We start from the raw sequence: 1,781 nt of genomic DNA, 5'->3' as shown, positions 1-1,781 counted from the left end.
AGAGGGTGTCCCATAAGCCATGAAAATGGCAAGGGGCACCCTCCTTTTAAATTCTGTAAAACAAAAAGAAACCGTTCTTTGGTAAAATGGAAGTGCGACCCACCATTTACGAAAGGAACGGTTTCTTTGTACATTCAATATACCATGGATCAACTTATGCTGCCAATGGATCTGGAAGAAGATATTCCTCAAAATCACCTCGTTCGAGTTGTTAATACGGCCGTGAATCGTTTAGACGACTCCATCTTCGATGCTGCTTATCCAGGTGGCGGGCGAGATAGTTACCATCCCAAGATGCTTACGAAAGTTATCATTTACGCATACACTCAGCGCTTGTACTCATCCCGTCAAATCGCAAAAGCCGTTCGTGAAAATATCATGTTCATGTGGATCGCCGGCAGACAGCGCCCGGACTTCCGTACCATCAACCGGTTTCGGTCCGAACGAATGAAAGCTGTGCTAGAGAGTGTTTTCACTGCGGTTCTGCAGTTTTTAGTGGACGAGAAATACGTGGGGCTTGAGCATTACTTTGTTGACGGAACCAAAATCGAAGCGAATGCCAATCGGTATACGTTTGTTTGGGGTAAAGCTGTTGTGAAGCATAAAGCCAAACTTCAGGAGAAAGTACACACGCTGTTTGCTACCATTGAAGAGGCCGAGAGCCAAGAAGAGCGAATGCAAGCCGGCCAAGACCTGAGTGAACTGGGCGAAGCGTCTGAAATCACAAGCCAAAAATTAGAAACTGCCATCAAACAATTGGAAGAAAGACTGCACGCTAAACCAAAGGACAAGCCTCTGAAAAAGGCTGTGCGCGTGCTCCGAAAAGACTTGCTCCCTCGCCTCCAAACCTATGAATCTCATCAAAAAATTTTAGAAAACCGAAACAGCTACAGTAAGACCGACAAGGACGCTACGTTTATGAGGATGAAAGAAGACCACATGCGAAACGGTCAGTTGAAGCCTGGCTACAATGTGCATATTGGCACCGAGAATCAATTCATTCTTGGATACAGCGTGCATCAGAGGCCTACCGACACGCGATGTTTCATTCCTCATCTAGAAAAAGTAAAGTCCGCTCTTGGTAAACTACCAGCTACCGTCATCGCAGATGCAGGATACGGCGGCGAAGAAAACTACGACTATTTAGAGGAGAATGAAGTCGAAGCCATCGTCAAATATAGCACCTACCACCGCGAGAAAAGTAAGGCGTGGCAAAAAGATATTAGTAAAATCGACAACTGGACGTATAACACCGAACAAGACACATGGACATGCGCGTCGGGGCAACTACTTGTTTTCCGGAGAGTGAGCAAGGAGAAAACCGAAAGTGGCTACGAAATCGAGTATCGCCATTACCGAAGCAAGAACTGTGACGGATGTCCCCTGAAAGCCCAGTGTACGAAAGTTGAAGGTAATCGAGAAGTAAAGGTCAGTCTGAAGTACTTACGTTTGAAAAACCAAGCACGTGAAAAGCTCCGAAGCGAAGAAGGCTATGCCCTTGCGGTTCGGCGTATGATCGAGCCGGAGCCTGTGTTTGGATACATGAAGAACAACCGTGGTTTCAAAAGATTTCTGCTTCGAGGCTTACCGAAAGTAAGTTTGGAGGTCGGTTGGCTTTCCCTTGCCCATAATCTGCTCAAGAAAGCATCCGTAGATGCCAAAAACAAAGGAACTAAGCGCAAACAAGTCGCTTAGTTCCTTTGTTATCCAAATTTTCACTTTTTCCAATGCTTGAGTCTGTCACGGTAATTATTTAGTAGTTACTTTTGGGACAGCCTCTT

At 45.8% G+C, this 1,781-nt stretch carries 1 protein-coding gene; it reads left to right on the top strand.

What is annotated here, in order from left to right; translation table 11 throughout:
* The first annotated feature begins 126 nt into the window (after positions 1-126).
* A complete protein-coding gene (locus AC3WTJ_RS37865) occupies positions 127-1,695 on the top strand; it encodes an IS1182 family transposase (RefSeq protein WP_492526927.1) in 1,569 nt (522 codons plus the stop codon).
* The last annotated feature ends 86 nt before the right edge of the window (positions 1,696-1,781 follow it).

It is taken from the genome of Paenibacillus sp. FW101-FHT12H11 (assembly GCF_058790355.1).
The sequence above is the reverse complement of the archived record's forward strand: the minus strand, read 5'-3'. Positions and strand labels throughout refer to the sequence as shown.